At 49.4% G+C, this 24970-nt stretch carries 25 protein-coding genes; 20 read left to right on the forward strand and 5 right to left on the reverse strand.

What is annotated here, in order from left to right; all coding sequences use genetic code 11:
- Nucleotides 1-18 precede the first annotated feature (18 nt).
- The 4 genes from H583_RS0120595 to H583_RS0120610 are packed head-to-tail and all read left to right on the forward strand — an operon-like array spanning nucleotide 19 to nucleotide 3568.
- On the forward strand, nucleotides 19-381 hold the full coding sequence (locus H583_RS0120595; RefSeq protein WP_028562130.1) for an arsenate reductase family protein: 363 nt from the start codon (nucleotides 19-21) through the stop codon (nucleotides 379-381).
- On the forward strand, nucleotides 382-1464 hold the full coding sequence (locus H583_RS0120600) for a site-2 protease family protein (protein ID WP_028562131.1): 1083 nt from the start codon (nucleotides 382-384) through the stop codon (nucleotides 1462-1464).
- Nucleotides 1464-2690, forward strand: a complete 1227-nt coding sequence (locus tag H583_RS0120605; protein ID WP_028562132.1) for an aminotransferase class I/II-fold pyridoxal phosphate-dependent enzyme — start codon at nucleotides 1464-1466, stop codon at nucleotides 2688-2690. The genes H583_RS0120600 and H583_RS0120605 overlap by 1 nt, the downstream gene beginning before the upstream one ends.
- Nucleotides 2687-3568: a 5'-3' exonuclease gene (locus H583_RS0120610; protein WP_028562133.1), complete on the forward strand. Its 882-nt coding sequence runs from the start codon at nucleotides 2687-2689 to the stop codon at nucleotides 3566-3568. The genes H583_RS0120605 and H583_RS0120610 overlap by 4 nt, the downstream gene beginning before the upstream one ends.
- A 129-nt stretch (nucleotides 3569-3697) precedes the next feature.
- On the opposite strand, the gene H583_RS0120615 is transcribed toward H583_RS0120610, so the two are convergent.
- The gene (locus H583_RS0120615) at nucleotides 3698-4759 is read right to left on the reverse strand and encodes a hypothetical protein (protein ID WP_028562134.1); all 1062 of its coding nucleotides are present in this window, start codon (nucleotides 4757-4759) and stop codon (nucleotides 3698-3700) included.
- A 279-nt stretch (nucleotides 4760-5038) separates the two neighbouring features.
- On the opposite strand from H583_RS0120615, the gene H583_RS0120620 reads away from it, so the two are divergent.
- The 7 genes from H583_RS0120620 to H583_RS0120650 all read left to right on the forward strand — a co-directional run bounded on the left by H583_RS0120620 (nucleotide 5039) and on the right by H583_RS0120650 (nucleotide 11632).
- Nucleotides 5039-5815 carry an IclR family transcriptional regulator gene (locus tag H583_RS0120620; protein ID WP_028562135.1) on the forward strand — a complete coding sequence of 259 codons (777 nt, stop codon included), beginning with the start codon at nucleotides 5039-5041 and terminating at the stop codon, nucleotides 5813-5815.
- 30 nt (nucleotides 5816-5845) lie between these two features.
- Nucleotides 5846-6619 carry an SDR family NAD(P)-dependent oxidoreductase gene (locus H583_RS0120625; protein WP_028562136.1) on the forward strand — a complete coding sequence of 258 codons (774 nt, stop codon included), beginning with the start codon at nucleotides 5846-5848 and terminating at the stop codon, nucleotides 6617-6619.
- A gap of 66 nt (nucleotides 6620-6685) precedes the next feature.
- Entirely contained in the window at nucleotides 6686-7585 is a 900-nt protein-coding gene (locus tag H583_RS0120630; RefSeq protein WP_028562137.1) for a fumarylacetoacetate hydrolase family protein, read from the forward strand.
- Between the two features lie 48 nt (nucleotides 7586-7633).
- Entirely contained in the window at nucleotides 7634-7960 is a 327-nt protein-coding gene (locus tag H583_RS0120635; protein WP_028562138.1) for a UxaA family hydrolase, read from the forward strand.
- Nucleotides 7957-9117: a UxaA family hydrolase gene (locus H583_RS0120640; RefSeq protein WP_028562139.1), complete on the forward strand. Its 1161-nt coding sequence runs from the start codon at nucleotides 7957-7959 to the stop codon at nucleotides 9115-9117. Before H583_RS0120635 ends, H583_RS0120640 begins: the two co-directional genes overlap by 4 nt.
- A 28-nt stretch (nucleotides 9118-9145) precedes the next feature.
- Complete coding sequence (locus H583_RS0120645; protein ID WP_028562140.1) at nucleotides 9146-10243, forward strand: Gfo/Idh/MocA family protein; 1098 nt, start codon at nucleotides 9146-9148, stop codon at nucleotides 10241-10243.
- Nucleotides 10244-10573: 330 nt separating this feature from the next.
- Entirely contained in the window at nucleotides 10574-11632 is a 1059-nt protein-coding gene (locus tag H583_RS0120650) for a copper amine oxidase N-terminal domain-containing protein (protein ID WP_028562141.1), read from the forward strand.
- 146 nt (nucleotides 11633-11778) lie between these two features.
- Here H583_RS0120650 and H583_RS0120655 read toward each other — a convergent pair whose 3' ends face one another.
- Complete coding sequence (locus tag H583_RS0120655) at nucleotides 11779-12054, reverse strand: hypothetical protein (RefSeq protein WP_028562142.1); 276 nt, start codon at nucleotides 12052-12054, stop codon at nucleotides 11779-11781.
- A gap of 44 nt (nucleotides 12055-12098) precedes the next feature.
- Complete coding sequence (locus H583_RS0120660) at nucleotides 12099-12398, reverse strand: DUF3055 domain-containing protein (RefSeq protein WP_028562143.1); 300 nt, start codon at nucleotides 12396-12398, stop codon at nucleotides 12099-12101.
- Between the two features lie 417 nt (nucleotides 12399-12815).
- On the opposite strand from H583_RS0120660, the gene H583_RS0120670 reads away from it, so the two are divergent.
- From H583_RS0120670 to H583_RS0120695, 6 genes are all read left to right on the forward strand, one after another.
- The gene (locus tag H583_RS0120670) at nucleotides 12816-13811 is read left to right on the forward strand and encodes an HRDC domain-containing protein (protein ID WP_028562144.1); all 996 of its coding nucleotides are present in this window, start codon (nucleotides 12816-12818) and stop codon (nucleotides 13809-13811) included.
- A 125-nt stretch (nucleotides 13812-13936) separates the two neighbouring features.
- Entirely contained in the window at nucleotides 13937-14395 is a 459-nt protein-coding gene (locus H583_RS0120675) for a chemotaxis protein CheX (RefSeq protein ID WP_028562145.1), read from the forward strand.
- Nucleotides 14396-14520: 125 nt separating this feature from the next.
- A complete protein-coding gene (locus H583_RS0120680; RefSeq protein WP_028562146.1) occupies nucleotides 14521-15294 on the forward strand; it encodes an SDR family NAD(P)-dependent oxidoreductase in 774 nt (257 codons plus the stop codon).
- Nucleotides 15295-15320: 26 nt separating this feature from the next.
- Nucleotides 15321-16820 (forward strand): DEAD/DEAH box helicase, encoded by a 1500-nt coding sequence (locus H583_RS0120685; RefSeq protein ID WP_028562147.1) that lies wholly within the window; start codon nucleotides 15321-15323, stop codon nucleotides 16818-16820.
- 47 nt (nucleotides 16821-16867) lie between these two features.
- A complete protein-coding gene (locus H583_RS0120690; protein WP_028562148.1) occupies nucleotides 16868-17626 on the forward strand; it encodes an ABC transporter ATP-binding protein in 759 nt (252 codons plus the stop codon).
- Entirely contained in the window at nucleotides 17610-18851 is a 1242-nt protein-coding gene (locus H583_RS0120695) for an ABC transporter permease (RefSeq protein WP_028562149.1), read from the forward strand. The genes H583_RS0120690 and H583_RS0120695 overlap by 17 nt, the downstream gene beginning before the upstream one ends.
- 252 nt (nucleotides 18852-19103) lie before the next feature.
- Here H583_RS0120695 and H583_RS0120700 read toward each other — a convergent pair whose 3' ends face one another.
- On the reverse strand, nucleotides 19104-20402 hold the full coding sequence (locus tag H583_RS0120700) for an aminotransferase class I/II-fold pyridoxal phosphate-dependent enzyme (RefSeq protein ID WP_028562150.1): 1299 nt from the start codon (nucleotides 20400-20402) through the stop codon (nucleotides 19104-19106).
- A gap of 174 nt (nucleotides 20403-20576) precedes the next feature.
- Between H583_RS0120700 and H583_RS0120705 the strand changes: the two genes are divergently transcribed.
- Nucleotides 20577-21368: a helix-turn-helix domain-containing protein gene (locus H583_RS0120705; protein ID WP_028562151.1), complete on the forward strand. Its 792-nt coding sequence runs from the start codon at nucleotides 20577-20579 to the stop codon at nucleotides 21366-21368.
- A gap of 100 nt (nucleotides 21369-21468) precedes the next feature.
- Here the strand turns inward: H583_RS0120705 and asd are convergent, their stop codons facing one another.
- On the reverse strand, nucleotides 21469-22257 hold the full coding sequence (asd, locus tag H583_RS0120710; RefSeq protein WP_028562152.1) for an archaetidylserine decarboxylase: 789 nt from the start codon (nucleotides 22255-22257) through the stop codon (nucleotides 21469-21471).
- A gap of 272 nt (nucleotides 22258-22529) precedes the next feature.
- On the opposite strand from asd, the gene H583_RS0120715 reads away from it, so the two are divergent.
- Nucleotides 22530-23666, forward strand: a complete 1137-nt coding sequence (locus H583_RS0120715; protein WP_028562153.1) for an N-acetylmuramoyl-L-alanine amidase family protein — start codon at nucleotides 22530-22532, stop codon at nucleotides 23664-23666.
- 141 nt (nucleotides 23667-23807) lie between these two features.
- Nucleotides 23808-24962: a glycosyltransferase family 4 protein gene (locus H583_RS0120720; protein ID WP_028562154.1), complete on the forward strand. Its 1155-nt coding sequence runs from the start codon at nucleotides 23808-23810 to the stop codon at nucleotides 24960-24962.
- Nucleotides 24963-24970 lie beyond the last annotated feature (8 nt).

Here is a 24970-nt window from a genome sequence, read left to right on the forward strand (position 1 = left end):
GAATAGGAGTCATTAATGATGCCTAAATTACAAGTCTATCACTATGCCAAATGCGGAACGTGCCGCAAGGCGATTAAATGGCTGCAGGAGAAAGGTCATGAGCTGGAGCTGCATGATTTATTTGAGCAGGCGCCTTCTGCAGATACGGTACGCTTCTGGATAGAGCGCAGCGGTCTGGAGAGCAAGAAGTTTTTTAACGTATCCGGCGATGTGTACAAAGAAATGAAGTTAAAGGATAAATTGCCGGCAATGAGCGAGGAAGACAAGATTGAGCTGCTGGCTTCCAATGGCAGGCTGATCAAGCGCCCTGTCATTACGGATGGAAGCAAGGTTACCGTTGGCTTTAAGGAAGCGGAGCTGGAGCAGGTCTGGGGGGAATAAATGGCACAGAGCAAACAGAGGGAAGGCAAGAGCCGCAACCCGTGGTGGTTTATCGGCGCTGCGCTGCTGTTTCTTGCAACGAAAGGAAAGACCGTGCTGCTGCTGCTCGGCAAATTTGCCGGACCGCTTATCAGCATGGGAATTACAATTGGAGCCTATGCCTTAATTAGCCCGATCTGGTTTGCGATCGGATTCGTAATGCTCATTCTTGTACATGAGCTGGGGCATGTGCTCGCAGCCAAGCGCAAAGGCCTGCCTGTCAGTGCGCCGTTATTTATTCCATTCGTTGGGGCACTAATTACGATGAAGCGTCACCCCAAGGATGCGGTAACAGAAGCCTATATCGCTTACGGTGGTCCGCTCATTGGCACAATCGGTGCTTTAGCGGTCTATGCAGCCGGATATTTATTTGACAACCCACTCCTGTTTGTACTGGCGAATGTCGGGTTCCTGATCAATCTGTTTAATCTGTTGCCGATTCATCCGCTGGACGGCGGACGGATTGCAACGGCAGTAAGCCGCTGGCTATGGGTTGTCGGGCTTATTGGCGGTGCGGTGCTTATCGTATACTGGCAGAGCTTTTTGCTGATTTTGATTTGGCTGTACTTTGCCTGGACTATGTATCAAACCTATATCAAATCTTCGAAGAAGAGCAAGCCGCTTTATGTCGGCGGGGTTTATGAGGTGGATGTCAGGCATTTGCAGCTTCCGGACTGGTACTTGTCAGGGCAGGAGCATAAGCGGGATTTGCCGTTTACCAGCTACTGCAAGCTGACCGGGGAGCATATGGTGCAGTTTGAATGGGATGTCATTAACTTCCGCGGCGAGCTGGAGTTGCCTGTACCAGCCACTGTCCGCCAGGTCAGACTGGAAAAGAGCAGAATGGTTCAAAAAGAGGACGGCGGGGAGAAGTTCCAGATTCTTGTCCGTGTCGACTATGATAAATATGAAAATGACCGTTATTATGAGGTTCCAGCAACAACGCGCTGGAAATTCGGATTGGCTTATGGCGGGCTGGCGCTATTCCTAATGTTCATGATGTGGAATATCCATGAGATGGGCTTGAGCCAAGGAATTCGGTGATGGAGGAAACTAGCGTGAAGACAGAAACTACATGGCGCTCCAGACGGTTGGATGCGCTCGGCTCGGCGATATTTGCCGAAATTGCAGAATGGAAGGCTGAGGCGCTTCGGGAAGGGAAGGATGTCATTGATTTAGGCATTGGCAGCCCTGACCGGCCGCCTGCGGAAGTCATTCGGGAAGCGCTTGGAGCCGAGGTGCTGCGGGCCGACCGTTATGGTTATCCGGCTTCCCGGGGAAGCTCTGCATTCCGTGGAAAGGCAGCAGAGTGGATGGACTGGCGTTTTGGCGTCAAGCTATGTGCGGAACAGGAAATCGTCGCTCTGATGGGCTCCCAGGATGGACTGGCCCATCTGGCGCTGGCAGTTACGGACCCTGGAGACGGGGCACTCGTACCTGATCCCGGCTATCCGATCTATGCAGCGGGCCTTGCCGTGGCAGGGGTGGAGCCAATCTATATTCCGCTGCGGGCGGAGAACGGGTTTCTCCCGGATCTCGATGCTATTTCTGATGAGGAGTGGAAACGGGCACGGTTCATTCTGCTGAATTTCCCAAGCAACCCGGTTGCTTCTGTAGCAGAGCTTCCTTTTCTGGAGAAACTTGTAGCATTGGCGAAGCGCCATCGAGTGCTCGTTGTGCATGATCTGGCGTATTCGGAAATGGCTTATGACAGCTTCCGGCCTCCAAGCATTCTGCAAGTGCCTGGAGCGTTGGATATTGCCGTGGAATTTCACTCCATGTCCAAGAGCTTCAATATGGCCGGATGCCGTATCGGCTTCCTTGCAGGCAATCGCGAGGCAATTGCAGCGCTTCGCGACTTGAAGGCAAATTTGGACTATGGCGTATTTGAGGCTGTGCAGCAGGCAGCAGTAGCGGCTCTTGAAGCGGATATGCGCCAGGAGCTTGAACCCGTTGGTCCAGTATATGAGAAGCGGCGTGATGTATTCGTCCGTGCTCTGGCTGAAGCAGGCTGGGGTGTGCCTTCTCCACGTGCGACGATGTTTATCTGGGCGCCGCTCCCGTCTATTGCCTTGTCGAAAGGTTGGAGCTGCCGTCAGATTTCCCGGGAAATGGTGAAGGAAGCCGGAGTTGTCGTCGTTCCTGGAGAGGCTTTTGGAGAGGAAGGCAAGGGCTATGTACGGATTGCATTGGTTGAGGATGAAGACCGGCTGCTGGAAGCAGCGGGTAGAATCGGGAGATTTCTGAGGAAACTGGAGGATGAACAATGAATGAAACGAATGAAGGGCGCGAGAGACTGCTGCTGGTAGACGGGATGGCTCTGCTGTTCCGCGCTTATTTTGCAACCTCCTTTACAGGTTCGATCCGCCGAACGAGTACAGGCGTGCCGGTAAATGGCGTACACGGCTTTGTCCGCTATTTTATGGATGCGGTGAAGCGGTTTGGCCCTACGCATATTATATGCTGTTGGGATATGGGGAGCACGACCTTCCGGACGGAGCAATTTTCAGATTATAAAGGAAATCGTCCGGATGCGCCGGACGATTTGAAGCCGCAGTTTGACCTTGTGAAAGAGGTTGTCGATAGCTTCAGTATCCCGAATGTCGGCCTCGTCGGATATGAAGCGGATGACTGCATCGGTACGCTTGCCAGACTGCACAGCAGCCAGGCGGATGTACTCGTGCTGACTGGTGATCATGATATGCTGCAACTGGTTGATGAGCATGTAACGGTAATTATCATGAAGAAGGGGTATGGCAATTATGCCGTATATACGCCATCCTTTTTGCTGGAGGAGCGAAATCTTACACCGGCGCAGATTATTGATGTGAAGGGGCTAATGGGTGATACGAGTGACAATTACCCTGGTGTAAAGGGGATTGGCGAGAAGACAGCACTCAAGCTGGTACAGGAGTACGGCACAATTGAGAACATTCTGGACAACCTGCCGCAGCTGTCCAAAAGCATTCGGGCCAAGATTGAAGCTGATCTGGACATGCTTCATCTGTCCCGCGACTTGGCTACAATCCGCTGCGACGTTCCGCTGGAATTGAATTGGGAGCAATGCCTGTGGAAGCTGAACCGCAGTACAGTGGAGACGAAGTTTGAGGAGCTGGAGTTTGGCAGCCTGGTGAAGATGATTGGGTAGTAAATAGATAAATCAGCAGGTTAATTAAAATGCTGTTAGAACCACTCGCATTACTTTGGGGCGGTTTTAACAGCATTCTAGATTTTTATACCTTAATATTAATTTTCTATGTAAAATCTATCAAACCTATTAAATATTAATTTTTGTATTTTGGGTGTGAATATTGATTTTATTTATAATATCCAGTAATATGTTTTTTTCTGTTTGAATCATGTCATGTAATCTCTCTACTATTTTATTGATGATTAAAAGATCTTTATTCTCCAAATATTTTAAATAAAGATTTAAAATAACTTTAGCATTTTTTGAGTTTTTCATTGCAATTTCCAATTCAAAACTACCAGTAAGAACCTCTTTTTGAGTCAAATAATGAATTAATTGGACGATATTTTCTTTATGCTCTTGTATAACGAAAAAAGGTTTCCAGAAAAAGTGGGAATGAAGATGCTTAGTGACATACACTAAAGTGTCTTCTAATACTTGGTAAGCATTTAAGCCGAAAACCCATGAATTATTATCGTTTACAGTATGAGGTCTGAAAGTAGTGTTTGGTACATTTTTTGCTTCTAAATATTCTATTAAAGTATTTCTAATTGCAATTAAGTCCGGTTCATATATTAAATCAGTACGAGGGCTAAATAATTCTATCTTGTCGCCTGACCAATAGTTAAGTAAAAAATCTTCATCTCTGGTGGCATCCTCAAAATCATCAAATGTCATCTCCCCAAAATTAAGCTTCCCATATTGTAAAAAAGCAGCAATTAAAAATGTTTTCTTATTAAGGTCATAACCATAAATGAGAATCTCATGAGTATCATGCTTTTTCAAATATATAGAAGTACCCTGAAGATAATAGTAGTCGATAACTAAACTTATAAAATAACCTTTATTAATAAATGACACGATATAATCTATTTTTTTATTTGGCCATGAATCTAAGATATCTTTGTATACTGGACAATAATTTAGAAATGGACATGTCTGATAGGTTTGATTCATCATAAAATCAAACCAGTAGTATTCCAAATTTTTATCTATAGCACCATCAATGATAATGTTCCTTGCTTTTAGCTGTAAGAATGAGGTCGATACCCATAACTTTGCTGAATCCCCCTTTATGACTGATGTTGCATTTGCAAATATAGGATAGCTTTGAATTTGCGGAAAATTTATCTCCAGTTCTTTCCTCAATGTTTTTCCTCCTCCATTCTGAAATCTCAAATTAATTTCCAATATAATCAATAATATTATCATATATTTACCAATAATTACATATAAAATTAATTTTATCCTTACGCTTAAAGATTATAAAAATTTATTCACATAATTGACAAATCAAACTCCCCTTTTTCCCGATTGACCCCATGCTCAAGCGGTGATAAGATGACACTAGATAACATTTTCAAAACCTAGTTTATTATAGTAAACCAATGTAATCGATACAACTAATGTAAACATAATGGAGGAGCAATGGAGAAGAAATATTGGGTTCCCGCACTGGATAAGGCGACGCGAATTCTGGAGCTTATTGCCGAGAATCCGCATCAGCTCAAGCTGATTGATTTGTCCAGGCGGCTCGACATTAACAAAAGCTCGATGTTTTCCCTGCTTCATACAATGGAAGAACTCCGCTGGATCAGCAAGGACAAGGGGGATACATATGCCCTCAGCTCTTTTTTTGGTCTGCTTGGGAGCGGGTATTTCCGGCAGTATGACCTGATCTCGCTATTTAGACAGGAAGCCTCCAGAACAAAGCTGGTCATCGGAGAGACGATCCAGCTTGCCAAGCTGGAAGGCAGCGATGTTCTGTATCTGGCGAAGGAGGAAGCGCCTTCACCTGTGCGGCTGGCCTCTGACCCGGGAATGCGATTGCCAGCCCATTCCACCGCGCTTGGCAAGGTCATGCTCGCCTTCTTCGACGAAAGCGAGATTCATAGATTGTATCCGCAAGAGTCACTGTCTCAGGCTACGACCCATTCAATTTCAACGAGGGAAGGCCTGCTGCATGAGCTTCGTGAGATTCGTGCTTCCTGCAAGGCCTATGATTTGCAGGAGGCTGTCATCGGCTTTAGCTGTGTGGCCGCACCGATCATGGGCACAAGCGGGGAAGTCATCGCTGCAGTAAGCTGCTCCATGCCCCAGCATCACTGGGAGATCAAGCAGGAGCAGGCCAGCAGGGAAATCTGCGCACTGGCGCAGCAGCTTTCACAGTGTGCACAGCCACAGACTGTAGCCATTCCCAAATAATAATATATGGACGCTAAGGAGCTAGAGAAGATGAGACTACAAGGTAAAGTAACCCTCATTACCGGAGCAGCTTCCGGTATCGGTAAAAGCACAGCACTGCTATTTGCTTCGCAGGGCGCATCGGTTATTGTAAACGACCTGGATCAGGTGAAGGGTGAAGAGACGGTACAGGAAATTCGCGATAATGGCGGTGAAGCCGCTTTTATTCAAGCGGATGTGACGAACCCTGAAAGTGTAAAGTCTATGGTCGAGCAGGCGCTGGCGAAATACGGTCAAATCGATGTGTTGTTCAACAATGCCGGCGTCAGCGGCGTAGGCGCGCTTCATGAGCTGGAGCCGGAGCAATGGGACCGCGTCATGGGCATTAATATCAAAGGTGTGTTCATTCCCAGCAAATATGTACTTCCGCATATGATGGAACGCAAATCCGGCTCTATTATCAATATGTCCTCTTGTATAGCAGAAATCGGGCTTGCCCGCCGTGCTTCCTATGCAGCATCCAAAGGTGCGGTGCTGGCTCTGACCAAATCGATGCAGGTCGATTATGCCTCCTACGGCATTCGGGTGAATGCACTGCTGCCGGGTACGATTTATACGCCATTTGTTGAACAATACCTGAAAAGCTCCTACGATGACCCGGAAGCAGCGATTGCTGCGATTAAAACCCGCCAGTTGAGCGGTGATCTAGGTCTGCCGGAGGATGTGGCCCAGGCTGCGCTGTTCCTTGCTTCGGACGAGTCGAAGTTTATGATGGGTTCGCCGCTGTACATCGACGGCGGGGTTGTATTCGGCAAAAACGCTTAATACGTATCTTTGCTATAACGGATGACTAATAAATGAAGACATAGATCTGAAAGGGGAAGCTTAAAAATGAAATTATTGAATTTTCTTGAAAACAATGTCCAAAAACTCGGAGTCAAAACAGATCGCGGGATCGTAGATGTGACGGCTGCGGCACAGCGCTACAGTGCAGGAGAGACGCCTGTTAATGTTCATTCTGTCATTGAAGGCGGCAACGAAGCTGTAGCAGCCGTACAAAAGCTCGTTGACCAGGTGCTGGCTGATTCCGCAGCTTCCGATTTGCTGCGTGAGGAAGAGAAGCTGAACTGGGCGCCATCCGTTACAAATCCGGACAAAATTATTTGTGTCGGCCTGAACTACCGGAAGCACGCGGAGGAGACCAACGCGCCAATTCCGGAATATCCGATTTTATTTAATAAATTCAGCAATACCCTGACTGCGAACGGCCATGATGTAGCACTGCCAAAGTCCACCAATGAAGTGGATTATGAAGCAGAGCTGGTTATTGTTATCGGTAAAAAAGCGAAATATGTATCCAAGGAAGAGGCGCTGGATTATGTATTCGGATACAGCGCGGTCAACGACTTGTCTGCGCGTGATTTGCAACTTCGTACCCCACAGTGGATGCTGGGCAAAATTTGTGATGATTTCTCGCCGCTTGGTCGATACCTCGTAACTGCAGATGAAGTTGGCGATGCCAATAATCTGGAGATTAAATGTACGGTTAACGGAGAAGTGCGCCAGCATTCCAATACTTCTGATATGATCTTCAACATTTCCGAGATCGTCAGCTACATTTCTCAACATTTGACGCTGTCTCCTGGGGATATCATTCTGACAGGAACTCCTGAAGGCGTTGTGCTTGGCTATCCGGCGGATAAGCGCGTATACCTGAAGGACGGCGATGTTGTAACCATTGAGATCGAGAAACTCGGTGCAATTACCAACCGTATGGTAGCGGAAGTTTAATAAATAACGGAACCATCAAGAAAGCGAATAGAAGGGGAGACAAAAAGCATGGCAGGAGATATTCAGGCAGGAGCGGATGCGCTCGTTGTAGACAGCAAGGACCATGTGGCAACTGCGCTTCGTGATTTGAACGAGGGAGAGACAGCTGCGATCCGCAGAGGCGAGGAATTGATTGAGATCAAGCTGCTGGATGCGGTGGCCTTCGGTCATAAAATTGCAATCGCTGAAATTCCAAACGGCACAGAGGTTCGCAAGTATGGCGAAGTAATCGGCCGTTCGACCGTTGTAATTGAAGCGGGAAGACATGTGCATGTCCATAATATTGAAGGGATCCGCGGACGCGGTGACCAAGCTGTCAAGGAGGCGCAAGCATGAAGACATTTAAAGCTTACCAACGCGCAAACGGAGACATCGGCATCCGGAATCATTTGCTTATCATTCCTACCGTTATTTGCTCCAATCAGGTATGTAACCGGATCGTACAGATGGTTCCGGACGCTGTAGCGATCCCCCATCAGCATGGGTGCAGCCAGATCGGTGCGGATAAGGACAGAACATTTGAGGTGCTGGCGGGAACGGGCAAAAACCCGAATGTCGGCGCAGTTATCATTATCAGCCTGGGCTGTGAGGTTGTAGATCCAATCGCGCTCGCAGAGGAAATTCGCAAAACAGGCAAGCCTGTTGAAGTATTCGATATTCAAACCGTCGGCGGCTCTGTCAAAGCCATTCAATATGGAATTGAGCTGGCGAAGCGCATGAAGGCTGATCTGGATCGCCAGGAGCGTGTCGATGTGCCGCTTAGCAAGCTGAAGGTCGGCGTAAAATGCGGCGGCTCCGACGCAACGTCCGGCCTTGCTTCCAACCCTGCGCTCGGCGTAGCGGCGGATCGGCTCATTGACGATGGCGGCACGATCGTTATCGGTGAAACAACTGAAATTATCGGTGCGGAGCATGTACTTGCAGAGCGCTGTGTAACACCGGAGATTAAAGAAAGGCTTTACTATATCGTTGACCGCTTTGAGAAAGAGGTTGACCGTATGGGTGCTGATATGCGCGGCGGTAATCCGAGCCCCGGCAATATTGCCGGCGGATTGTCTACCATTGAGGAAAAATCGCTGGGCTGCATCAGTAAATGCGGAACGTCCCCGATTCGCGGCGTCATCGAATACGCCGAGGACATTCCGGAGACGGGGCTGTACTTCATGGATTCGCCGGGTAACGATATTGAGTGCGTATCCGGTATGGCAGCGGGCGGCGCGCACATTGTCTGCTTTACAACCGGCCGCGGTACGCCTACAGGTGCTGCAGTTATTCCGGTAATCAAAATTACAGGAAATGGCAAAATGTTCGCTCATATGGAAGATAATATGGACGTCGATGTCAGCCAGATTCTGTCCGGCACAATGAGTATTGAAGCAAGCGGGGATGCCATCTGGAAGGAAATCCAAGAGGTTGCCGAAGGCAAGCTGACGAAAGCGGAAATTCTGGGGCACCAGGAGTTCAGCATTAACCGTATCGGGCCTAGCTTGTAAGAAGCGACTATGGGAGAGAGGTTTTAGCATGAGCAATTTGGACACGGCATGGCTGGATCTGGACTACAAGCCCGCCCTTCCGGAGAACCGGCAGATGGGCATCGGGATTGTCGGCGCCGGGGAGATCGTGGAATCCTGCCACCTTCCTGCCTACAAAATGGCGGGTTTCAAGGTCGTCGGTATCTTCGATTTAAATCAGGAGCGTTCAGCCAAGCTTGCTTCAGATTTTGGCATTGGCAAAGTGTACGGCTCTTATGAGGAACTGCTTGCCGACAGCGAGGTGCTTATTATAGATCTGGCCGTACCGGCCAAGGTACAGCCGAAGCTGGTGGAGCAGGCAGCGGGGGCCGGCAAGCATATTCTCTGTCAGAAGCCGCTGGCTGAAAGCTACGAAGAAGCAAAGGGGATTGCAGAGGTATGCCGCGCAGCTGGCATTAAGGCCGCTGTCAACCAGCAGATGCGCTGGTCCCCTGGTATCAAGGCGAGCCATACCATTATTCAGCGCGGCTGGCTCGGCGATTTGCTTCAGGCTACAATCAGCGTCAATGTGAAGCAGGAGTTTGCCAACTGGACATTCCTGCGCGAGATTGAGACGCTCGAATTTATGTACCACAGCATTCATTACATGGATACCATCCGATATCTGTTCGGCAAGCCGGAATATATTTATGCGGACGGTGCACGCTTCCCTGGACAGCTGACCAAGGGTGAGACGAGAACGCTGCTGCATATCCGCTTTCCGGGTGAAGCCAGAGGGCTTATCCATGATAACCACAACCATATCGGTACGCAGGAGGACCGCTACGCAACCTTCCGTTTTGAGGGGACCGAAGGCATTATCAAGGGAACGAACGGCTCCCTGTATAATTACCCGGTCGGCCGCGAGGACACGATCAGCTACTACTCCAGAAAGCTTCATCCGGATTACTGGTTCACGCCTGAACTGCACGGCAAATGGTTCCCGCATGCGTTCATGGGGACGATGGGCGAGCTGATGCTGGCGATTGAGCAGAACCGTGAGCCGTCAAACAGCGTAGAGGATAATCTGGATACCATGCGTATGGTATTTGGGGCATACACATCAATGAAGGAGAACCGTGCGGTTTACCTTTCCGAAATGAAATAATACGGCTTCAACAGCCCTGTGCACAGTCATAAGTGACGAGTGCACAGGGCTTTTTTATATTTGAGGTTGGCAAAGGCATTTTGTTGCATGATGAGGATTAAAAGTCCGTTGTAAACTAACCTGGCGATAGCTCATTTTCAAGTTTATTTTTTATGGATTCTGGATTATGATGAAATTAATAGATTAGATAAAATTTCTAGTAAATCAATTATTTCTCTTTACCACTCATTTTTGTTGCAAGATAAATGGGTTGATTCATGTTTGATGCGCCGGGCTTACAGGGAGAGGGAATGGTTAAACGAAATTTAATTTCAGGAGGCGTTAGTTCATATGGACAGGCTTCATCTAAAAAAGATTGGACTTGCTTGCTTAGCAGCGGTTGTGCTTACCGCTGCTGTGCCCCTGTACGGACCACTGAATCCTTCGGTCAGCGCTGCTGCTGCCAAGGAACAGCCGCTCAAGCTTGAGCTTGAAATTATACTTAAGCAGGGCAGCAATAAGGCGGTTGTGAACGGCAAAGAAATGACAGTAGAGTTTGTATATGAGGTTAATGGAATTACAATGTTTCCGATCAATACGCTGATTCGGGCATTTAATCTGGATATTAAGTTTCATGGACAGAACTCGGGCTTTACCTTAACGAACAAGTCATATCATTCTTATGAAGCGCTAGTGGTATTCGGACAGAAGTCCGTGGAAATAAACGGGCAAAGCAGAGAACTCCCTGTTCCGGTGGTCAAGAAAAGTAATTCCATCATGGTCCCGCTTCGCGCATTTGCCGAGACGCTTGGTGCTTCTGTTCATTATAACAGCCAGACCAAGACAATCCGGATTACAAAAGAAGCTGAATCCCCAATTGACGGCAAGCAGCGTTTGGGCAGCAGCAAGGATAATTGGTCGATCGCAGCACCCAAACTGTGGAATAGCCAGCCTGCCGAATATGACGGCGTTTGGACATGGAGCGGTTGGCCTTACAAGGATGCGAATTCGTCTTTCTATGTTTCTGTCAAGGCAGAGGAAGGGGGAGAGCCGTTTACAGATGAGGAGGCATGGAAGCACCTGGGGGACAGGCTCCACCCGTCCATGACCGTCATTGACAAGCGTATATTTAAAGGCGAAGCAGGCTCGTTTACGGGCTTAATCGCCACTCAAAATGACGCCTTTTCCATTAGTTACAATCAATATTGGATGCTCAGGTTACCCGAGAAAACATACTATATCGAGATCGTTCAGGGCAATACAGGTTTAGCGGCTGAACGGGATTGGGTAACAAACCCGGTGCTGGGTTCCTTCCGTGCATCCTTTGACAAGAATGACAAGAACCTGACAGATGTGCTTTCTCTGCTGCAGGAGCAGGAACAGGTTGCACCTAAAGAGCCGCAAAGCTAGCGAAAGCCGGGTAAGTTCCACTGAACTAATTTTCATAAAAAAACAGCCTGTTTAATCCGGTAATACCATTTTTGATGGCAGAGGATGCACGGGCTGTTTTTTTAGTTGGTCCTGAACGGTATCAACTCAATGTTGACGATAGAAGTTTACTGTAACGGCTCTTCTTCTGAAACATTATCTTTCCCTTGGTCACCGTCATACTCCCGTTCCATACCTGCGTGCAGCTCCCGGTTCTCGTAACCGAAGCGGACAGGCGAGCGCTGATCCGCGCGCCACGGCGAACTTTTTCCAAGCGATTCCGTGAGCAGTTCGGAACCGTAAGATCCTTCAGGGAATTCCTCCAGCGTCAGGTCATTGCGCTGGGACTCTACGGTTGCCAGATCGGTATATTTTTGCTTATCCTCGGAAATAAAACCTTCCACTATTGGCGCCCCCTCGTACGGTCATTGTCCGTAACAGTGTGCCCCTAGAGATCAGAAAAATTCACAGCACCTACCACCATCGTCAAAAATTGCCCAAGCTCCTGCGCTTCTTCCTGCGTCAGTTTGAACACATATTCCAGATAACCATCTGCCTCCAGATCATCCGGTCCGATTATCGCTGTCTTCCCTGCTTGCAGATCTGTCACGAGTTTTTTGCCGTAAAAGCTGTTCGTCGTCGTAATCGCTAAATCATAGCGCTTCACGCTCGGCCCGATGAAGGTCACAAACCGGGTGCTCGTATCCTCAGTCTTGTCTGACATAAAATCATAATCCGGTAAATCCATTTTTGAAGCCCCCCGTTTTTTTGCAGATAGCAGTATTATACACTGATGTGAGCACAGCAAGAAAGACAAGGATATTAAAACGCGGCGGGGTTCTTTAAATTGAAGCTGCATGGTGAAACGGATGGTCCAGGCTTTGTCATATGCCCTGCATCCGCAATGGGGGATATTTAAAATAATAAACTTGTAGAAATGGATATTATTATGGTAAGATGAAATCAACCGAAAACATGTACGTAAGTGAGGGAGCACCTCCTTGTCTGAAATAGACAGGGTGGTGCTTTTTTGCGTTGTTCTGCATGTTATTTCAGGCAATGGGGACAGCTATCCGGGTACTGGTTATATATCCGGTCTGAATGCTTTCAAATCCGGCGGATAATTCGTACATGACGTCTCGGTAATTCATTGGAGGTGTATGGGATGCAGCATGTTTTTATGAATACAATGGAGAAGCAGTTGGAAGAAGGACGGGTTACAAGGGCACGTGTATCCATTGGCGAAGTACAGGGGCTCTGGCAGGTAGCATGGGAGCAGGAAGGTGAGGATCATCAGGGCATTTGGTTCGAAGGCTTTTCATGGGAAGAAATGCTGACAGCTTTCCGCTACGGGCTGGCAGTCAAGATGGGAGAAGGGTTCATACCGTTAGTGGATGGTCTGCTGGAGGAACGCAACACTTCTGGCAAAACTGCCGGAAAGGTATCGTATCTTCACTGCTTCGGGGAGCTGCACGCCAATCCGGAGCTGCTTGAGGAGCTCAAGACCTGGAGGCGGCGGAAGGCTTCCGAGCAGCGAAAAGCCGCTTACCTCGTCTCCACCAACCGGATGCTGAGAATGATCAGCGCCTTTGTTCCGCAGGATGAGACGGAACTGCTGCAAATTCCCGGCTGGGGTGAGTCCAAGCATGCAGCTTACGCGGAAGAGGTACTGCTGCTCACACGCAGCTTTGAACAGCCGGCCGCCTTCCCGCTGGATTGGGTCCAGTCTGCTCTGAATCCGGGGGTGTACACTCAGTGGCTCTATAAGCAAAAGGAAGTGAAATTGAAGGAGCAGTTGGACCGCCATCAACAGAAGCGAAGAATTCTGGAGGCCGTGACGGAAGGGTGCACACTTTCGGACTTGGAACAGGAGCTTGAGCTTGGAAGAAGAGAAATCATTGAGCGGATCGAGCAACTGCAGTGGGACGGTTACGATCTGGAAGCTTTGATTGACCGTGAGCTGTCGGAAGTGTCGGATGAAGAGCTTCAGCGCATATGGGATGCCTTGTCTCTGATAGGCGATCAGTACTTGAAGCCGGTGCTGACTCAGGTATATGATGAGGAACAGCTCAAGAGCCGTCAGGTTGACCAGCTGTATGATCGTCTCCGGCTGATTCGGATACGCTATCGAAACAAACAAGCCAATAGTCAGGCTATATAACCGGGACTTTGGTCGTGTTTATTGGTTTATCTGGCAGAAGATAGTATACTTGACCTAATTTATTAAGTATAATATAACTAAATAGGCATGCCAATTATGCGAATACAAAGGGGCGCTTCCAATTGATGAAGGCAGAATTTATTAATCCGTTTCTCGAGTCGGCAAAAATCGTCATAGAGCAAATGATTATGATTCGGCCTGAAACAGGAGAACTCCAAGTGAAGGATGTCCGCATGGTTGAGGAATACATCTGGATACATATTGGGATGTCGGGGCAGATTGCCGGTGATGTTATGTTTGGGCTAAGTGAGCAGGTCGCACTCAAGATCGTTTCGGCGATGATGGGCGGATATGTCATTACGGAAATTGATGAGATGAGCAAAAGCGCCATTTCGGAATTGGGGAATATGATAAGCGGCAATGCGAGCACGTTGCTGTTCAACCAGGGTGTGAAGGTGGATATTACGCCTCCAAAGGTGCTTTCATATGTACAAGCTTCCGGCGAACTTCCGTCTCGCGCTTTGACGATTCCGCTGATTATGGACGGAATTGGCGAGCTGGATATTCAGGTTTTAATCGCATAGATAGATCGTTCAGGGCTCCTGTTACGGGGCCCTTTTTTAATTTTTTGCAGGAATGCCTGCGTAATCCTGTGTTGTGCTTTGCGTATTTACGGGGTTATACAGTAAACTGTTGTTAGGTGATGAACATGGTGAAAGGGAAAAAAGTGGTCATAACAGGTGCGACCAGCGGTATCGGTCTGCTCCTGGCCCGGATGCTCTCAGAGAGGGGCGCTATTCCGATTATTACAGGGCGGAGCAGTGTCAAGCTGGCAGAAGCAATGAAGTCCATCCCAGGCGAACATAAGGGCTATGTGATGGATGTGACCAGCCAGGAGCAGGTGGATGCCGTCATGGCTCAAATTATGGCCGATAACCATGGCATTGATATTTTGATCAACAATGCCGGATTCGGACGATTTGAGAAAATTATGGATGCGCCTGTAGAGCATTATGCTGAAATGATGGACACGAACTATCTGGGAATTGTCCGCTGCACGAAGGCTGTGCTGCCTGACTTTATGCGGCGTGGCGGCGGACACATCATAAATATCGCCTCGATGGCAGGTAAAATCGGAAGTGCCAAGTCGACCGGTTATACGGCGACCAAGCATGCGGTGCTGGGCTTTACCAACGCCTTGAGGGCGGAGCTTACAGGAACGGGGATTGTGGTGTCAGCCGTCAACCCGGGGCCGATTGATACGCCGTTTTTCGCAACGGCAGATCCCGGCGGGACTTATGTCAATAATGTAAAATGGTTTATGATGCCGCCCGAGAAGGTGGTACGGGCAATTATTAAAGTGATAGAACGGCGTAAGGCGGAAGTTGATCTGCCGCGTTCAGCTGCTGTCGGCATCAAGTTGTACCAATTGTTCCCCCGGTTCCTTGACCGGGTCACCGGAAGCTGGCTGAATAAAAAATAATGGGAATTTAAAGGAGTTTTATCGTTATGAATACATTATGGAGCAGCCTGGACATATCTGAGGAGACGATCCGGCTATTGCACGGCAATGGCATTACAGATCCAACTGCCGTTCAGGCTCAAGCCATTCCTCTGCTGCTTGGCAAGCGGGATGTGATTGCACATTCACAGACAGGGAGCGGAAAGACACTGGCGTACCTGATTCCGACGCTGCAGCAAATGGATGCAGGAAATAAACAGGTGCAGGCTGTCATTCTGGCTCCAACGCAGGAGCTGGCGATGCAAATTGTACAAGTAGCGCGTATATACGGGGAGCCGCTTGGCATTCGCGTACAGCCTCTTATCGGAGGCGCGGCACTCAAACGCCAGATCGAAAAACTCAAGGAGCATCCTCAACTTGTCATCGGTACCCCTGGACGTATCCATGAGCTGCTGAAGCAGCGCAAACTCAAGCTGAATGCGGTGCGTACGGTTATTATAGATGAGGCGGATCAGGTATTTGACCTGGGGTCTTCCCGTGATGTGGAGCAACTGCTGTTCAACACAGGACGCGAGCGGCAGCTGGCGTTTTTCTCGGCGACTTTCCCGGCGTCTATGATTGCACTCGAGCGGCGGTGGATGAAAGATCCTGCCCGTGTTGAAGTCGAGCCGGGACAGCGGGTGGCAGCTTCAGTAGAGCATCAGTTCATCGTTTGCGACAAGCGTGACAAGGTAGAGGTAGCACGGAAATTAATTCGTTTGCTTAACCCGCGTTCTGCGCTGCTGTTTCTGAATGATACGGATAATATCAGCAACTGGGAATCGAAGCTCAGCTATTCCGGATTCGCAGTCGAAGCGCTGTATGGCGATGCAGACAAGGTGAAGCGGGCACGTACACTTGACCATTTCCGTGATGGCACCTGCCAGCTGCTGCTGGCCACAGATGTAGCGGCCAGAGGGCTGGACATTGAAAATCTTCCGCTGGTCATCAATTTGGACCCTGCTATAGATGCCGACCACTATGTTCACCGTGCCGGGAGAACGGGCCGCATGGGGCGTCCGGGAACGACAATTTCAATTATTACACCGGATCAGCTGTTTATTATGGACAAGTTCCAGAAGCAGCTCGGCATTCGGCTTCAACAGGTCGTCATGCAGTACGGCAAGCTGGCCGATGCTTCGGAAGTGAAGAATAGCGGCAATTCCCGCCCGTCTGCCAGAAATGCAGAAGCGCCAATTACATCTGCCAAATCGCCTAAGCCTGAGAGAGAAAGGGATAATGGCGGGGGCCGTCAGGCTGCTTTGGATGAAATGGTTGCAGGAGCTGCAGGAGCCAGGAAAGAAAAAGAAGCAAGCGCCAGGAAAGAAAAAACTGCGAGTGGCAGTTCCGTGCCAGGCAAAGGTGCCGGACATTCAGCCGCCGCCAAGCCGCAGGCAAAAGCCAAGACTTCTGCCAAGGTATCAAAGGCTGTACGCGAGCGTGAACGCAAAGATAAAGGCGCGCCTAAATGGCTCAAGGCCAAACGCAGCGGGCAGGATCAATCCTAGTTATGATCGCATATTCGGATAAATAAGCTGGAATGAGGTGATAGAAGATGGAACCGGTATTGCGCGTTGACGGCTTGACTGGCGGCTACAGCCCCAGAAGGCCTGTCCTTCATAACATTAACTTTGACATTAAACCGGGAGAGATGGTTGGCTTGATCGGTCTTAACGGGGCTGGGAAAAGCACCACAATCAAACATATTCTCGGGTTGATGAAGCCGCTGAAGGGAGAGATTCAAATTCGGGGAACCACACTCGAACAGGACCCTCAGCGGTATCGTTCTTCCTTTGCATACGTGCCGGAGTCTCCGGTGCTGTTTGATGAAATGACGGTACAGGAGCATCTGAGGCTGACTGGCATGGCTTATGATGTGGACCCGGGGCACTATGAACAGCGCAGTGAGATGCTTCTGAAGGAATTTCATATGGCTGCCAAGCGGACGGCCTTCTCAGGACACCTGTCCAAAGGGATGAAGCAGAAAGTTATGATCATGAATGCGCTGCTTTCGGAGCCGCCATTGTATATCATTGACGAACCATTCCTTGGTCTTGATCCGCTGGGCATCCGTTCTTTGCTGGAGAGGCTGGTTGAGGTTAAAAATAGCGGGGCCGCCATTTTAATGAGCTCTCATATTTTGGCGACCGTAGAAACATATTGTGATCGTTTCCTTGTAATGCACCGCGGAAAAATGGTAGCGCAGGGCAGTCTGGAACAGGTCAGAGAGCAGTCCGGGGATAGGAATGCAAGTCTGGAGGAAGCTTTCTATCGTCTCGTAACAGGAGGGGACGGAGATGCGCCAGTCACTTAAGGAGTTGTGGCAGCAGCGGCGTGCTGCATTCCGCAAGGAAATCACGCCTTATTTGCAGGATATATTCCGGAGCGGGTTTCCGGGATTTTTGCTTCTTCTGATTATTATGGGAATGCTCGGCTACGGTACTTTACTCCGGGATCTTCCAGCCGATTTCCCTTACGTGCTTGTAGGGATTATTTTTCTGACACCGATGGCCTGTTACAGCCCCTTAAGAACGTGGCTGCATCCGGCGGATGTTGCCTTCTTGATGCCAAGAGAACAAGAAATGCCTGCTTATGTAAAAGCCTCCTGGAGGCATAACCTGATTCCTGGCTTCATCGGTCTTGGTATTGTGATGGCTTTGTATTTGCCCATATATGAGAGGGCAGCATCGAATCCTCATCACTGGGCGGTATTCCTGGTCTGTATGGTTATCTTGAAGAGCTTAAACGCCGCCGCTTCCTGGAGGGAACGCCAGATTGCCTGGCCGGGTGCTCGCCGCGGTGTCCGTTTGTTGAGATGGTCATTGACTGCGCTCCTGGTTGCTGCCCTGCTTGTTGTCCCGTTATGGAAGGCTGCTTTGTTCGGCTTGCTGCTCTCTGCGGTTATATGGCTTATACAGAGGCTGCCGGTCCGCCACAGCTTCCCGTGGGAGCGATTGATTGCCGAGGAAGCACGTACCAGAAGAACATACTACCAGTTTTTCGGCAGCTTTACTGATGTACCGGTGCTTCCGGCAAAGGTTGCAAAGCGTCCTTATCTGGCATGGATTGCCGGACGGCTCAGATACACCCATGCGAATACGTACCGGTATTTATTTGTGCTGACCCTGTTGCGGACCGAGCTTGGCGGTATGCTGGTCCGGCTGACTCTGCTTGGCATGCTCGTCATTTATCTGCTGGTGCGGTCTGCACTGCTGGAAGGGTTCGGAGCGGCTGGTATTTCGGTCCTGTTTCTCATCATTATACGGATTCAGGTTAGTGCGCTCAGACAGTCGCACCGCCATTCCGTATGGAGGCATATCTATCCCCTGCCGGATGAGCAGCATAATGAATCCATGATGCGGGTGGTTGTCAAAACATTGCTGATCTGCAGCCTTTTGTTATGGCTGCCGCTGCTGCTGCTTCTTGCAAAGGGGTTCATCTGGCCGCCGCTTATTACGATTGGTTTGAGTCTGGCCTATATCCTGTTTCGCCTCCCGGGTCAATTCCTTAAGAAACTGTCCAAGGAGCAGGACGACTAGGACAGGTAACGGCCTGCGCTCAATATTGATTATTACATGGACAGCTATATGTTGCTGATTGCGGAGTAAAGGGAATAAGTCGAACAAACCGTGAGCAAAAGATAACAAGGTCAAACAAATAAATGGAATAGAGCAATTCAGCATACAAAAGGCAAGAGACCTTCAAACCGGAATTCCGTTTGAAGGTCTCTACATGCTGTGCTTATATATAGATTATGCAGCTTTAAATCTGTTGTTAGCCCAAAGCGTACTTTACTTGCCGCCCACTTCAACAACAGCTTTATGAATCGTATCAAACAGCTCTTCCAAATGCTCTTCCTCAATACAGGAGAACGCAACACGAAGGTCTGACTCTCCAAGAGCAATGGTGCCGATTCCGTAGCTGTCCAGCAGTTTGACGCGAACGGATTCCGCACTGGCTGTGGTCAGCTTGAGGCACATAAAGTAACCGGAGTTGAACGGGTAGTATTCCCATACATCGCCATAACGTCCGCTATCCAGCAGTGTTTTAACCCGATTGGCGCGGCCTTTCATAATCTCGTACTTCTCCTGTTTTTGCGCCGCGAATTCAGGGGATTGCAAGGCATGCAGCACAAAGGTCTGGGACGGATGCGAGCAGCTGGAGATTGTTGCACGGATAATGCCCATTGTTTTTTGCTCCAGCGCCTTCAGAATTGCCTCAGACGGAGATGCATAGGTTACAAAGCCGACACGGAAGCCCCACACATATTCTTCCTTAGTCGCACCGTCAACCTTGACTGCCAGAACGCGAGGATGCAGATCAGCCAGCTGCCCAAAGATCGATTCCTGCAGGGAGTCCTCGAAAAACAGCCCAAAGTAGGCATCGTCCGCTACAACAACAACGTTGATTCCATCTTCAGCAGCCTCACGGATCGCAGCGACAATCTTGTCAGCATCCTGTTTGTCAGGCGTATAGCCGGTCGGGTTGTTCGGGAAGTTCAGGACAACGACTGCTTTGCCTTTGTCTTTCTGAGCCAGCAATGCTTGGCGCAGCCCTGCCGAGTTGAAGCGGTATTCATCGTTGTATAAATTATATTCTACAATTTCAGCCCCACGGCGGAGACCGAAGGTCAACTCATAGTTTTCCCAATTTTTATTCGGAATGATGACAGAATCACCTGCTCCCACAAAGAGATCAGCGATGATGCTCAATCCATGGGTCAGTGCATTCGTAACAACCGGGTTGCCGAAGGACTTGCCTTTCAGAGACGGGTTCTCTTCAATCATCTTCTCGCGCCATACAGAGCGAAGCTCGGGCTTGCCCTCTGGTGGCGCATATGGATAAAGGTCTTTGGGCTGATAAGCGGACAATGTATCTTGAATCATCTTCAGATGCATCGGCTTGCCGCCTTCCAGCGCAATCCCAATAGTAGCATTGAATTTATTAGCCTTATTTTTGGCTTCTGCTGATTGGCTCAGAATGCCCTCTTTTGGAAAATAAATCGCTTGTCCGATGTCAGACAGCATTTCGTAGACATGCGGATTCTCCTGTTGAATCGCTTCATTCAACTGTTGAGCAAGTGGGTTCATGAATCTTCATCCTTCCGAATTGTTCGATTCTTTTCGGGTTATTATATCACTTTTTTATCGCTTTCGGCAGGATGGAAAATGAAATTTTTTAAAAAGTTGCACACTGTTTTTGGAGTGTTGTATGATGACATCGTTAGCAAGTTTGCACGAGGCCTTCAAGGAGGTTAAAAATAAATGTTAAATGCCGCGCCTTCATCTTTTATACTTAAGCCTTCCTTTGCAAAAATTGTCTGTGAGCCCGGCTGGAAATGGCAAAAGCGGGAAAAACCGCTGGCTAACTATGACTTGTTTTTTGTGTGGAGCGGAGAAGGAAATCTGGAACTCAATGGGGTAACGTATCCGGTCGGAAAAGGAAGCTGTTTTTTGTTTCGTCCAGGGGATCATCCAAGCGCGACGCATAACCCTCAAAAGCCGCTGGTTCTGACTTATATTCACTTCGATATTCTGGACCAGGTCGAGCTTGTGCCCAAGTCGTACCGGGTATTGGAGGATACAGTCGATTTTGAATACTTGCTGTCCCGTTATGTCCGGCTGTTCCTCGTCAAGACCTATGCGGCAGAGGAGGAAGCACAGCTTATATTGAAGCAGCTGCTGATCCATCTGCTTCGGGAAGACCTGATGGAACGCGATTCCATAGAGCCGCGTGCCAGCAACCAGCTTACCGAGGCGATTCATGAGATTGCCAACTATATCCGGCAAAATCCCGGACATGCCCACCGTGTCGAAGATCTGGCCCAGCGTGCCCAATTGTCCCCCCGTTATTTCTCGATCAAGTTCAAGGAGCTGATCGGCGTATCCGTGCAGGCCTATATGATTCGCACACGGATCGACCGTGCGAAGCATCTGCTCATGCATGCGGGGATGAATGTGACAGAAGTCGCTGATGCCCTGGGCTACCGCGATATCTTTTTTTTCAGCAGGCAGTTCAAGCAGTACACTGGCAAGAGTCCTTCCGAGATCCGGTAGACACTCAAGTAGATAGCAAGAGCCTCCTTAAAGCAGCAAATTGCTGCAAGGAGGCTCTTCATTTATGATCTAATTGAATGGGAGAACAGCATAGGGGCCGTTATTTTTCTGCCAGTCTGCCAAGCTCCTCGCCCATCTTGACCCGCTTGCCGACCATCAGATCATTACGCAAGGTAAATGTATCGTCCTCTGTCAACAGAACTACGGTTGAGCCGAATTCAAAATAAGCCAGCTCGCTTCCTTTCTCTACGCTGGTGCTTTTCTCATCCACATATTTAATGCTGCTGACATTCATAGCCCCTACCTTTACGACAGCAACCTCGCCGGACTGATGACGGATATAGGTCGCCAGACGTTCGTTGCGGCTCAGCACGCGGCGCATATTGCGCAGCCCAAAATCATTGACCGGGTACACCTTCCCCGGTATATGGTCCCGTTCGACAACTTTGCCGCTGACCGGGTTATGTATGCGATGATAGTCCGTCGGGCTCAAATAGAGCACCAGGCAATACCCATGCTCATAATTTGCCGCCCGAGGCGAATTATTCAGCAGTTCTTCAATGGTATAATCCTGTCCTTTAATATTCAGAACGGTACCGTCTGTAATCGGCCCGGCTCCGGTAATCAGAGCGTCCACCGGGCTGACCAGCACGGAAGCATGAGGGTGAACCGGCCTGGCTCCAGGCTTTAGCCTTCTGGTAAAAAACTCATTGAGAGTGCCGTATTCCTGAAGCCGCTTCTCTGCCTCCTCCACACGAATCCCGTATAATTTCGCAAATCGGGGAATAAAATGCCGGCTTACGGATGATTGCGCCAGCCTTCCCGTAATTTTGGATATCCATTTTCGCGAGCTAAGCTCGGTCATGGATCTCAGCAGCCATTTGGTCATGCCGATTGTTCCCACCCTTTCTACTGCACCTTGTTTCAGCGGTGCCTTCCACGTAAGTTTGCCATATTGCGCAGGACAAATCAACATTTATAAGCCTAAGCGCCTTAAATGGGCAAATGATAGACTTGGCAATTGCTAATTTAATAAAGCAGATGGAAGTTTTTTGCACAAAAGAGCCAAAAATTAGGTCTATCTTCGGACAGAAACAACCTGTCTAGTAAAGTATAATGTAGAATATAAGAAAATATTACATATTACAAGAGAGGGTTTAGATGAAAAAAATAGTTTTAATGACAGTTGTAATCATGTGTTTGTCAGTGGTGATCAATCTGGTACCGGTAAAGCTGGAGGCGGCAGGTTCATATAAGGCAAAGGTTTTGAACGGGCCGCTGGATGTGCGCAGTGATGCTGACGGTAAATCGAAGATCATTGGTTCTGTCGCAAAGGGCGAGACAGTAACGGTTACAGAGGATGCTTTTGGCTGGTCCAAGATCAAGTCCGGCAAACTGACCGGATGGATAGCAGGCTACTATTTAAAAAAGATAGATGAACAGCGTACATCTGGGGGAGGAAAACAAACCGGGACGGCAACAACTGCCGGGGTCAAGACGGTGACCACCAGTTCGGGAACAGGTACGGTTACGGCTGATTCACTGAGAATCCGCGAAGATGCCGGAACCAAATACAACGTGATCGGCGGATTGAAAAACGGAGACGTCGTTACTATTACCGGCAGAAAAGGGGACTGGCTGCAAATTCAGTTATCCAGCAGCCAGAAGGGCTGGGTATCCGCTGAATTTGTCAAGGAAGGCGGTTCCGTGAAAACAACTCCGGCCGTATTCACTCCTTCCAAAGGCGGCAAGGGCTTGAAAAATCGTGTCATTGTCGTTGACCCGGGGCACGGCGGCAGTGATCCGGGTGTCGTTGGAACAAAGCTTGGAACTGAAGAGAAGACGATTAATTTGAGTACAGCACTCTACCTCAAAGAGGAGCTTCGCAGCCGCGGCGCCAAGGTCGTGATGACCCGAAGCAAGGATGAGAAGCCGTCTTTGGAAAAACGTGTAGAAATTAGCCATGCTTCCGGAGCGGATGCTTTTATAAGCATTCATTATAATTCCTCTACCAAAAACAGCTCCGGTACGCTGACTTTCTATCATAACGAGAAAAAGGACATGCCGCTTGCCAGGGCGATCGATCAGCAGCTTGGTGCGAGCGGAAATAAGCTTAAAAATATCGGGATCTCCTTTGGTGATCTGCATGTGCTTAGGGAGAACCGTGTACCGTCTGCGCTCGTAGAGCTGGGCTTCCTGACGAACGAGTATGACGAGAAGATGGTAATCACCGATGCCTATCAGCGCCGTGCGGCTGCTGCGATTGCCAATGGCGTTGAACGTTACTTCTCTAACTAGCGCCCTTAAAGGGATGCAACTCCTCCACAAACCGGTTGTCGTCCGGTAACTTGGGTCAGGGCAGGGGCCATACGCCGTGACTGCTTGGTCTAATGCTGTGTATGTTAGGATAGCCAAGCAAATCTGGAGGAGGTGGCTGTCATGACGAGGATGAAAATCGGGTTTGTGACGCCTGGATCCTACCCGCTCCCTTCTGCGGGAAGCAGCTCGGTAGAGAGGGTGGTAGAGCATGTTGCCGGACAGCTTGCTGCACGGATGGATACGAGAGTCTATGGTCGAAGCTCCCCCAGGCTGGCGCGCCGCTCCAACCTGAGGGGGGCGCTCTGTGTCCGTTTTCCCGCCGCAGACAAGAAGCGGTATGTATCGCTCGTTTCCCGCTCACTCCAATCTTTTGCCCCGGACGTCATCGTTGTCGAGAATCGCCCTTCTTATGTGCTTCGTATACGCAAGCGTAACCCGAAAGCCCGGATTTGGCTCAATCTCCATTCTTCAACCTTTATCAGACCCCCTTACATCACACTCAAACGGCTGAAGCTTAGCTTGCGCCATGCGGAAAAAATTATCGTCAACAGCAGCTTTCTGCGCGATGTGGTTGCTGCCAGAGTACCTGAAGCTGCGGGCAAGCTGCAAGTGATCCACCTGGGTGTTGAATGCGAACGATTTCCTTCGCAGTATTCGGCAGAGGGTTCAATCCGCAGGTATGCGCTGCGCAGCAAGAGGGGATGGCAGGGCCGCAGTGTCGTGCTCTTTATGGGTCGCCTAATTCCGCTCAAGGGCGTTCATCATCTTCTGCAAATTATGCCTGAGCTGGTGAAGCGGCACCCCCGGCTGCTGCTGGTCATTGTCGGCAGCGCATTTTATGGCTCGCACAGGACAACGGCTTACACCAGGAAGCTGCACCGGCTGGGCAGACAGTGGAAGGATCATATCCGATTTGTGCCCTATGTGCCCCATCCTCAAGTTCCGGACTGGTTCCTGGCATCGGATATTGCAGTAGTGCCTTCCGGGAAGCGGGAGGCCTTTGGTCTGGTGAATGTGGAGGCCATGTCCTGCGGGCTGCCAGTTGTCGCTACGGCCTCGGGTGGGATCAAGGAGATCATTGAGGACGGTCGGACAGGTTTTCTTGTTGATCCGCAGCGTGTGCAGGCCGAACTTCAGGAGCGTCTGCTGCTGCTTCTGGAGGATGATATTCTGCGGACTACAATGGGGCTGCGAAGCAGGGAGCGGGTGGAGCAGATGTTTACATGGCGCTGTACAGGTGAGCGGTGGATAGAGCTGCTGCACAGCCTGAGATAAAGCATGTT

This window comes from Paenibacillus pinihumi DSM 23905 = JCM 16419 (assembly GCF_000422505.1).
GTDB lineage: Bacteria > Bacillota > Bacilli > Paenibacillales > Paenibacillaceae > Paenibacillus_D > Paenibacillus_D pinihumi.

What these genes read in the sequence shown, in the direction of transcription:
- H583_RS0120715 (WP_028562153.1), top strand. Translation starts at nt 22,530, where the DNA reads ATGAAAAAAATAGTTTTAATGACAGTTGTAATCATGTGTTTGTCAGTG.
- H583_RS0120625 (WP_028562136.1), top strand. Translation starts at nt 5,846, where the DNA reads ATGAGACTACAAGGTAAAGTAACCCTCATTACCGGAGCAGCTTCCGGT.
- H583_RS0120650 (WP_028562141.1), top strand. Translation starts at nt 10,574, where the DNA reads ATGGACAGGCTTCATCTAAAAAAGATTGGACTTGCTTGCTTAGCAGCG.
- H583_RS0120705 (WP_028562151.1), top strand. Translation starts at nt 20,577, where the DNA reads ATGTTAAATGCCGCGCCTTCATCTTTTATACTTAAGCCTTCCTTTGCA.
- H583_RS0120675 (WP_028562145.1), top strand. Translation starts at nt 13,937, where the DNA reads ATGAAGGCAGAATTTATTAATCCGTTTCTCGAGTCGGCAAAAATCGTC.
- H583_RS0120640 (WP_028562139.1), top strand. Translation starts at nt 7,957, where the DNA reads ATGAAGACATTTAAAGCTTACCAACGCGCAAACGGAGACATCGGCATC.
- H583_RS0120680 (WP_028562146.1), top strand. Translation starts at nt 14,521, where the DNA reads ATGGTGAAAGGGAAAAAAGTGGTCATAACAGGTGCGACCAGCGGTATC.
- H583_RS0120690 (WP_028562148.1), top strand. Translation starts at nt 16,868, where the DNA reads ATGGAACCGGTATTGCGCGTTGACGGCTTGACTGGCGGCTACAGCCCC.
- H583_RS0120610 (WP_028562133.1), top strand. Translation starts at nt 2,687, where the DNA reads ATGAATGAAACGAATGAAGGGCGCGAGAGACTGCTGCTGGTAGACGGG.
- H583_RS0120645 (WP_028562140.1), top strand. Translation starts at nt 9,146, where the DNA reads ATGAGCAATTTGGACACGGCATGGCTGGATCTGGACTACAAGCCCGCC.
- H583_RS0120700 (WP_028562150.1), bottom strand. Translation starts at nt 20,402, where the DNA reads ATGAACCCACTTGCTCAACAGTTGAATGAAGCGATTCAACAGGAGAAT.
- H583_RS0120635 (WP_028562138.1), top strand. Translation starts at nt 7,634, where the DNA reads ATGGCAGGAGATATTCAGGCAGGAGCGGATGCGCTCGTTGTAGACAGC.
- H583_RS0120620 (WP_028562135.1), top strand. Translation starts at nt 5,039, where the DNA reads ATGGAGAAGAAATATTGGGTTCCCGCACTGGATAAGGCGACGCGAATT.
- H583_RS0120595 (WP_028562130.1), top strand. Translation starts at nt 19, where the DNA reads ATGCCTAAATTACAAGTCTATCACTATGCCAAATGCGGAACGTGCCGC.
- asd (WP_028562152.1), bottom strand. Translation starts at nt 22,257, where the DNA reads ATGACCAAATGGCTGCTGAGATCCATGACCGAGCTTAGCTCGCGAAAA.
- H583_RS0120630 (WP_028562137.1), top strand. Translation starts at nt 6,686, where the DNA reads ATGAAATTATTGAATTTTCTTGAAAACAATGTCCAAAAACTCGGAGTC.
- H583_RS0120660 (WP_028562143.1), bottom strand. Translation starts at nt 12,398, where the DNA reads ATGGATTTACCGGATTATGATTTTATGTCAGACAAGACTGAGGATACG.
- H583_RS0120605 (WP_028562132.1), top strand. Translation starts at nt 1,464, where the DNA reads ATGGAGGAAACTAGCGTGAAGACAGAAACTACATGGCGCTCCAGACGG.
- H583_RS0120695 (WP_028562149.1), top strand. Translation starts at nt 17,610, where the DNA reads ATGCGCCAGTCACTTAAGGAGTTGTGGCAGCAGCGGCGTGCTGCATTC.
- H583_RS0120720 (WP_028562154.1), top strand. Translation starts at nt 23,808, where the DNA reads ATGACGAGGATGAAAATCGGGTTTGTGACGCCTGGATCCTACCCGCTC.
- H583_RS0120670 (WP_028562144.1), top strand. Translation starts at nt 12,816, where the DNA reads ATGCAGCATGTTTTTATGAATACAATGGAGAAGCAGTTGGAAGAAGGA.
- H583_RS0120600 (WP_028562131.1), top strand. Translation starts at nt 382, where the DNA reads ATGGCACAGAGCAAACAGAGGGAAGGCAAGAGCCGCAACCCGTGGTGG.
- H583_RS0120685 (WP_028562147.1), top strand. Translation starts at nt 15,321, where the DNA reads ATGAATACATTATGGAGCAGCCTGGACATATCTGAGGAGACGATCCGG.